Origin of the sequence: Sphaerospermopsis reniformis (assembly GCF_005402885.1) — a bacterium.
In the GTDB taxonomy this organism is placed as follows: domain Bacteria; phylum Cyanobacteriota; class Cyanobacteriia; order Cyanobacteriales; family Nostocaceae; genus Sphaerospermopsis; species Sphaerospermopsis kisseleviana.
This window is the reverse complement of sequence record NZ_BJCE01000504.1, coordinates 1-1,012: the sequence shown is the minus strand read 5'-3', so window position 1 is coordinate 1,012 and position 1,012 is coordinate 1. Positions and strand designations below refer to the sequence as shown.

General features: G+C 45.9%; 1 protein-coding gene. It reads right to left on the bottom strand.

The annotated features are described in order from the left end of the window. Nucleotides 1-225 precede the first annotated feature (225 nt). Nucleotides 226-720, bottom strand: coding sequence for a peptide-methionine (R)-S-oxide reductase MsrB (msrB, locus tag FFR48_RS28060; RefSeq protein WP_137669593.1), 495 nt, complete (start codon nt 718-720; stop codon nt 226-228). Between the last annotated feature and the right edge of the window lie 292 nt (nt 721-1,012).

Sequence of the window (1,012 nt, the reverse complement as noted above, 5' to 3'; positions counted from 1 at the left end):
TTTGGGATTTCAAGAGATGGCAAAGAAATTTTCAAATCTCCTCCTGACTCCTGACTCCTGACTCCTGACTCCTGACTCCTGACTCCTGACTCCTATGCCCTCACGGAAAGACTTTCTCAGCAACCCCTATTGATGATTAGCGGGCAAGATGCCCGCACCACCAGAAGAAATCAGGAAATGTTGAGATATTTTCTGATTTTGAACGTCCTCAACTGATAACTGAATTTAAGCTGGTTCAAACTTCAATGAAACACCGTTCATACAGTAACGTAAACCAGTGGGTTTGGGTCCATCGTTAAATACATGGCCTAAATGTCCACCACAACGGCTACAATGAACTTCAGTTCTGGTCATGAAAAAAGAACGATCTACAGTAGTAGCGATCGCCCCATCAATAGGTTTAAAAAAGCTAGGCCAACCAGTACCACTGTTATACTTAGTGTCTGAAATAAACAAAGGCTGTCCACACCCAGCACAAACATAAGTACCAGGTTCATAATTTTTGTCTAAAGGACTGGTATGAGGTCGTTCTGTACCATGTTTTCGCAACACCTGAAACTGTTCCGGCGTTAAAATAGACTTCCATTCCTCTTCAGCTTTGGTGACTTCAAATTTTGTATCCGCAGATGCCATAGGTTGTGAACTCCCAGTTATATACCGTGAAAAAAAGGCTGTACCGACTAAGACGGCACTAATTTGTAAAAAATGGCGTTTGTCCATAGATATATTATTGGCATAGTCAGAAGGGAACAGGAAACTGGGGACTGGGGACTGGGGACTGGGGACTGGTGACTGGGGACTGGGGACTGGTGACTGGGGTCTGGGGTCTGGGGACTGGGGACTGGTGATTGGGGTTTGGGGATCGTGGCGTGTGTAGTGGGGAAGGAAATTTGAGGTCTTAGGTTCTAGGTATGAGGTTTGAGACTTGAGTTCGGGGGTGCGAATGAAGTGCTTTGATGCTCGCGGAGAGTGCAGGCAGTCATAGGGAAGGGAGTCAGGAGAATTAGGTAGG

Coding starts and splice junctions, on each gene's coding strand:
- msrB (WP_137669593.1), bottom strand. CDS start 720: ATGGACAAACGCCATTTTTTACAAATTAGTGCCGTCTTAGTCGGTACA.